Genomic DNA, 7,687 nt, shown 5'->3' with positions numbered 1-7,687 from the left:
CTCCATCATCCAATAACCCAGCCGCATGAACAATACCCCGTAAAGGTCGCATGGAAGTCTCAACTACTCCCAGCATTTTGGCAACGTCTTCCTGGTTTGATACATCAGTCTTGACAACTAGAACTTGAACTCCTGCCTGTTCTAATAGTTTAACTTTTTCCTGTGCTGCTGCTGAAGGTTGATTGCGTCCAGTCAAGACTAAGTATCTTGCCCCCTGTTCTACCAACCAGTGAGCTACCTTCAGTCCTAATGCTCCGAGACCACCAGTTATCAGATAACTACTATCTTCATGTATCCTTTGTCTCGAAACTTTAAAGGAACACCGCACAAGTCTGGCTAAATATCGAACCCCTTGACGCCATGCGACTTGGTTCTCTGTATCTGAGTACCGTAGTTCACTAAATACGGATTTGATTACATCCTCGTCATTTCCTAACGGATCTAAGTCCAAGCACACACAGCTATACTCAGGATGTTCCAGCGCAATTGTTCGACCCAAACCCCATAATGGGGCTTGGTGCAAGTTCAAAGAAGTTGGTGCAAGTTCTATGAATTGAGTTCCTCTTGTTACCAACCATAGACGAGGAAATTCAGACCATTGCGCTTGGTTCATAGCTTGCACTAAGTGCAATACACTGCAACAGCTAAAAACTTGCGTATCTTGCAAAACTGTTAGGTCAGAGGTTTGGTATGGTGTTTCATCCAAACTCCATAAATGCACTATCCCACGGTAAGAAATATGATTATTTTGTAAAATGGCTTGCAGCAGTTGCTGGAAATCTTTAGGTTTTCTTGGGTTAATGTAGTATTTTTCCCCCTCTAATACCTCATAGGTTTGACCAGGAAAAACCAAGACACAGTGCTCACCACATTCTCTGAGCCGCTTGGCTATATTAAGTCCAATTCCTTTTCCGTCAGCAAAAATTAGCCAACTACCCTGTTTATTAATATCTGTTTTCTGGGGATTGTATTCGCTGATAGCGGGTTGCCAAGCAATTTCATACAACCAGTTTTCTAAGTCTTTTTGGAGGTGGCGCAAGAGAGCTTGTTGACTAATCTTCCTACTCTCAAGACCGATCACTTCGGCAATGACTTGTCCACTATAGTTCAAAAGCTGTATTTCCCCTACTAGCTTTTCTTCGCTAATACCCTCTGTAACATGGCGTTGTAAGCGGACATGACACCACAACTGTGAACTGCAAAGGCGGCGATGAAATTGGAATCTTTCAATGTGAAAAGGAACAAGGGTTTCCTCTTCTTCGATGGGTAAAATAACTAACAAAAGCTGGAAGCATGAATCAATTAAGGTCGGATGGAGTTGGTACTTTTCTAGTTCGTCGAGTCCTTCGGGAACTCTGATCAGACCTAAAACTTCTTCATTTCCGAGCCAAATAGACTCAATACACTGAAAAGTTGCTCCTAGCTGAATTTGATGCTGCCGTAGAATTTGAAACAGTTGTGTACTAGCAAAGTTTTGCGGACATCGAGCCTGTAATTCCTCAATCAAGTTATGTTTGGAGGTACCAGCATTGTTAGAATTAACTTCATTTTCTGTAGTGGTGAGGATTTTCCCTGTTGCATGAACTACATAAGAACTTTCCTTATCTTCCACATTGCTTTCAAGGCTGATCAGTTTAAACGAGTATTCTGTTTTATTTTCAGGTGTGATCACTAGCTGAAGGGTGCAGTTTTCCTTTTCAGGAAGTGCTAGCGCCTCAGGAAAGAATACATCCTCCAATACACATTTCTCAGTTCCAAAACTCAGCTCATTTGCTGCTAAGAGCATGGAGAGATGGCTGGCTCCGGGTACAATAATTTGCTCGTAGATTCGATGATCTTTAAGAAAAGGTAGGGAATGGGTACTAAACTGAGACTCCAATACAATTTCTTTAATTAGAGGTGATTGTAGTTTCTTCTCGAACAGAGGATGCAGTGTTGCAATCCTCTCTTGGGAATAAGAGAAAGATTTGCGAGCTTGTAGAACAGAGGAATCACACCAATAGCGCTGATGTTGGAAGGGATAGGTTGGTAGTTGGAGACGGCAACGTAAATAATCCCGCTCAAAAGCAGACCAGTCTACCGAAGCTCCACGTACATATAGTTGAGCCAAACTCTGAAGCATTTGATACCAGTCTTGTCCAAAACGTAGACTTGGGAGCCAAACTCCTACAGCTTCCGGTAAGCACTGACGACCCATACTTGAGAGAGTTGGTTTGGGACCACATTCCACAAATACTTCATAACCTTGCTGATGCAGAGTTTTGATGCTGGTAGTAAATTGCACAGTTTGGCGTAGATGATTTACCCAGTACTCAGGAGTCATTATCTCTGTCTTGACTGGCATTCCTGTCAGGTTAGAAATTAACTCGATGCGTGGAGAAGAGTATATTACCTGTTGTGCGACATGAGCAAAATCTGCCAGTATCGGTTCCATCAACGGTGAATGGAAGGCATGAGAAACTACTAACTTTTTCGTTGAAACTCCTTGTACTTCTAGAGTGGTGACAATGGCAGCTACTGCTTGACGTTCGCCGGAAATAACTATATTTTCTGGACCATTAATAGCAGCGATCGCTACCTGCTGAGAGTAAGGCTCAATTGCTGCTGCTACCAGTTTTTCTTGGGCAAACACCACCACCATCTCACCATTTTCAGGTAACGATTGCATCAAACGTCCGCGTTGTGCAATCAACTTCAGACCATCTTCCAGGCTAAAGACCCCAGCCACACAGGCAGCCACATATTCACCAACACTATGACCCATGACTGCATCCGCAGTGATACCCCAGGATTTCCATACCTCGAACAGGGCATATTCCAGGGCAAATAGGGCTGGTTGAGTATAGGCAGTTTCATCTAGAGGCGAAGTTTCTCCTGCCTCTGGAAAAAGAACACTCAGCAGTGGCTTTTGTAAGTAAGGACGTAAAATCTGCTCACATCGGTCGAGTGCTTGCCGGAACACAGGCTGGGTTTGGTAAAGTTGGTGTCCCATGCCAACATACTGTGAACCCTGACCAGTAAACAAAAAGGCGACTTTGGGTTGAGTGCTAGCTTTAGCTTGGAATACTGCTGCTGGTTCCTGCCCAGCCGTAAACGTAGCCAGTTTTTCCCGCAGTTGCTGTGTTGATTCAGCTACCACACTTAACCGATGCTGGAAGTGCGAGCGCCCTGTATTTGCACTCCAGCAGATATTGCCAATATCTAAAGCTGGATTGGCAACTAGGTGTTTCTCATATCGCTGGGCTAACTGTTGCAGTGCTTGTTCTGTCTTGGCTGATAACGTTAGCAGATGCACAGGGCGTTTCAATTTTGTGTTTGCTGGCTCTATGCTCGGTGCTTCTTCTAAGACCACATGAGCATTTGTGCCACTCATTCCAAACGAACTGACTCCAGCAATTCGCTGATTTTCTGTCAGGTTTTTCCAAGGCAAAGTTGCAGTAGGAACCACTACTGGTAATTCATTCCAGTTAATGTATGGATTGGGATTATGAAAGTGTAGATGAGGAGGTATTTCTTTGTGTTGTAGAGCTAGGACTACCTTAATTAAACCCGCAATGCCAGAAGCCGATTCCAAGTGACCAATATTAGTCTTTACTGAACCAATTATTAAAGGTTTCTCTGGGGAGCGCCCTTCACCTAACACTGCTGCTAAAGCTCTGATCTCGATTGGGTCCCCTAAGGGTGTTCCTGTTCCATGTGCCTCTATATAACTCACTTGAGATGGCTCTACTTTTGCGTTTGCTAGTGCTTGACAAAGAAGTGCCTGCTGCGCTTGTTTATTAGGGACTGTTAGCCCACTGCTCGATCCATCGTGGTTAACTGCTGAACCTCGAATCAGTGCCAAAATATTATCGCCATTAGCAATGGCATCATGAAGACGTTTCAGAACTATAACCCCACATCCTTCACCTCGCCCGTAACCATTAGCAGCAGCATCAAAGGTTTTGCAGCGACCATCAGGGGACAGAGCTTGCGCTCTCGATAGAAAAATGGTGACTTCTGGTGACAAAATCATCTGTACTCCAGCCGCTAAAGCAAGACTACACTCGCCTGCCCGCAAACTTTGACAAGCCAGATGTATTGCTACTAGAGAGGAAGAGCAGGCTGTGTCTATTGCCACACTTGGACCTTGCAAACCCAGCACATATGACAATCTACCTGAGGCAAAGCAAAGACCATTTCCTGTGCCATCGTATGTATTTATACGTGTATGCTCACCGGAGTACAACTGCAATTGTGCATAATCATTTTGACCAATCCCCAGAAAAACACCTGTTTGACTGTCAGATAGTTTATTTGGTGCTATCCCAGCATTCTCTAGCGCTTCCCAACAAACCTCCAACAGCAACCGCTGCTGAGGATCCATACTCAACGCTTCCCGAGGAGAAATTCCAAAAAACTGAGGATCAAACTGATCTACCTGCTGCAAAAATCCAGCCTTGCGGATGTACATTTTCCCCGGTGTATTGGGGTCTGGGTCGTAGAAATCATCTATATCCCAGCGCTGTGGAGGAATCTCCGTGATCGCATCCACCCCATCATGTAATAGCTGCCAGAAGGTTTCTGGGTCATTGGCACCTCCAGGAAAGCGACAACCCATACCAATAATGGCAATTGGCTCACTCTTTGAACGCTCGACCGCTTCGAGTTTTAATCGGGCTTCTTTCAGAGCTAGAAGCATCTGTTGTAATGAAGACAGTTGGTGTACTTTTTCGGAAACATCACTCATGTCTGTTAGCCCTCTAGCAATAAATGTATTTCTGCAAGCTTTTTCGCAACTGATACTTCAAATTTATCTTTAGACGGTTGTTCAATCTCTAACAAAGCTTTGAGTTGCTCCTTTATGCACTTGCTCTATAAAACTTAAAAAATGAGAAAGATTCAAGTAAGATTCCTATAGATTGAATCATTTATTTTTTAGAAATCCCTTACGTAAGCCATATAAGAGATCGCCAATTCCCTTGGATTTAAAAACAAAGTTCTTTAAGTTCTGGAGGTGCTGATAACTTACTCCAAGCTAATAGCTGAAGGATCTCACCAAAATCGTATTTTGTGTAGCGTTGTGATGCAGACCCGGCATTGAAGTTAGGCGGAACGAAATCAGCCTGATCTAGGAGTGTCAAAATACGGCCCGCTGCATCAGATGCCGAGACACGCCCTTCTTCTACCGCCTCGACCTCGGATGCTGCCGCATTAAAGAGTGTCTCATAGCCTTCAAGCTCAGGACACAATGATCCAAGATAAGCAGGGTCATCTAAAGCAGAAAGAAAAGACTGATTACCAGTTTTAAGGTATTTAGTATGTGCCTTCTTTAGCCTTAAAGTACCAAGGGTAGCTCCAATCAGCCAAACACGATACCAAGCATTCCAAAGATCAAAGTTGGAAAAGGCAATGTAAGAACAGTTTATTAGTCGATCATTGTAGTCTAAAAGCCTTTGTTGCAATCGCTCAACATACTCAAAACGTTGAGCAGAGAAATTATCATCTTCAACAGCTTTGAGCAGTAAATCTGCTAGTACATTAATAGCCTCAGTAGTATTTGCTAGTCCTCTGGAAAAAAGCGCATCAACACTACCACTAGCTTGTCCTAATAAGCAAAAGCGATCACCAACACATCTTTTGGATGAATACTGTAGCCTCCCCGTAGATATCCAGTCACGCACTGGTTTTGCAGTTTCAAATTGCTTAGCAACACTTGGAAACTTAGAGAGGAAGGTCTCAAACTCTTGCTGCGGCGAAATATCTGTTTTCGGAAAACGTCGTAGATCTAGGTTTAATCCTACACTGCATAAGGGGTTAGTGGATTCTTTGTGATTGTTGAAGGGAATGATCCATAGCCATCCACCATCAAAAATGTGATGAAGAGTTCCTTGGAACCACGGGCGAGGCATCTTGTGCACTTTACGTGGTTGAATGCAATCATCATATGGCTTCACACCAATCATGTGTGTAAAAAGACTGCGCGAATGAGTCTTTAAACGAGTAGGTGTTTCCCGTAAATTTAATTTATGAGCTAATATTGAGCGGAAGCCAGTAGCATCAACTACGTAACGCGCACTAAAACGTTCACCTCGTGCTCCTTGGAGGAGCACACCTTGCTCGTTAATATGTATATCCTCAATACAAGTCTTTTGTCGCACTACTGCACCATAGCGTATGGCGACAGTGAGTAGATATGCATCTATATCTTGACGGAATAAATGGCACTCTCCATGTGGAATAACGCTCATTGTTACTTCTTTTGGGTTCTGTTTTTGCCCTTTGTGGTGGTACATAAACCCAAAATTACGTTTTATTCCACATTGAGAAGTCACTTTTCGCTGGATATTCTTCAAAGAGCAACAGTCCTTAATTTCAGTAACCGCAAAACGATCAGCAATAATCTGCATCATTGTTGTAGTCTGAGGAACTGTTGATTCTCCAAGCGCAAATCTTGGATGAGTTTCCGCATCAATTAGTAGTACTCGAACTCCATGTTTGGCAAGAACTGTCCCCAGGATTGTTCCCGAGAACCCTGTACCCAGGATAGCTATGTCAAATTGCTTAGATTCACTTGAATACTCGTTCATTTTTTTGACGTTGATATTGCTAGTCTTTGTATTTACTTTTTAAAGGTTGTATGTAGTAACGCTCTTTCAAGAAACCATTCTGTTTTCTTGAAAGAGGGGTAAGTAGCCCTCTTTTATCACTTTGGGATAACCCAATCGCTGAAAGCCTTTCAGAGCTTTGATATCCAGGTTTTGTCTATACATTTAAGTTATTGTTAGAGAATAAAGGCTTAAAGCTTGACTCAATCAAAGTTTCAGAATCTTGCTTCGATTATTATTTTCCGAGAGTGACAAAACAGAGTTACTTTCGCCCATTAACGGATCTAAACGGATCTATCTAACTTGCGCTACAAAAGCCCGTGCGCATCTTTGCATCGTGGAACCCATTCACAAGTCCACAAGTTTGGTAGAAATGATGAATTTTTGCCATAAATTGAGTAAAGCGATGATTTACATGATCACACGCCTGTATCGAAAGTCTACTAGCTATTGGAGTGCGCCCACCCCACAAAATCTATACCTGTGTTACAAGTACAACGTCAAAAAAAAATTTGAATATATCTGTCGCGTTAGGCAAAGTTTGATTGCTAATTGGGACATTGCTTTAAGGGAAGTAATTAGTCTATCCATAGAAGCCACCCATGATTAATTAAATTTTACAAAGCACATAGCCAAAAGAATTAAGTCTGCTATTGATTCTAGGTGAACCTATCCCACTAATAATATTTGCGCTAAAAAGCTTGAGTTGAGAAGTCAAAACGAAAAATCAAGGTTTTCAAACGCTTTTTCCGACAAGGATGAGAGATTTTTAAAATAGTGGGATAAGTTCGTGGGTTTTCATAGTTGACCCACTTAACACTTACAAGTCTGCTTCGTAACCAGGGCGAACGCACGGGATTTCTAAAACCCTTGCTGGATAAGTATCTTGACGAAAAAATAGGCTCAATTAAAAAACGCCGAAACCCTTACTATTAAATGATTCTTATACTTTAGATGCGTTTGCCCTGGCTTCGTAACCGCTCAATAATCCGGGGTAAATCGCTCAGTGACAAGGCTAAAATGGCGTAAACTCGTTCCTGAACTGGTAGTTCGCCCCGATTTATTGAGCGGATACTCTGCTTCTTTGGTCTGCTTGATAG

At 42.8% G+C, this 7,687-nt stretch carries 2 protein-coding genes; both read right to left on the bottom strand.

Translation table 11 applies throughout. The features are described from left to right. Positions 1–4,729, bottom strand: a 4,729-nt coding sequence (locus IQ229_RS05675) for a type I polyketide synthase (RefSeq protein ID WP_194042045.1), incomplete at its 3' end; no start/stop codon positions are given. 238 nt (positions 4,730–4,967) lie between these two features. Further along, positions 4,968–6,569: an NAD(P)/FAD-dependent oxidoreductase gene (locus IQ229_RS05670; RefSeq protein ID WP_194042043.1), complete on the bottom strand. Its 1,602-nt coding sequence runs from the start codon at positions 6,567–6,569 to the stop codon at positions 4,968–4,970. Positions 6,570–7,687 lie beyond the last annotated feature (1,118 nt).

Source organism: Nostoc cf. edaphicum LEGE 07299, assembly GCF_015207245.1.
GTDB classification, from domain to species: Bacteria; Cyanobacteriota; Cyanobacteriia; order Cyanobacteriales; family Nostocaceae; genus Nostoc; species Nostoc edaphicum_B.
The sequence above is the reverse complement of the archived record's forward strand: the minus strand, read 5'-3'. Positions and strand labels throughout refer to the sequence as shown.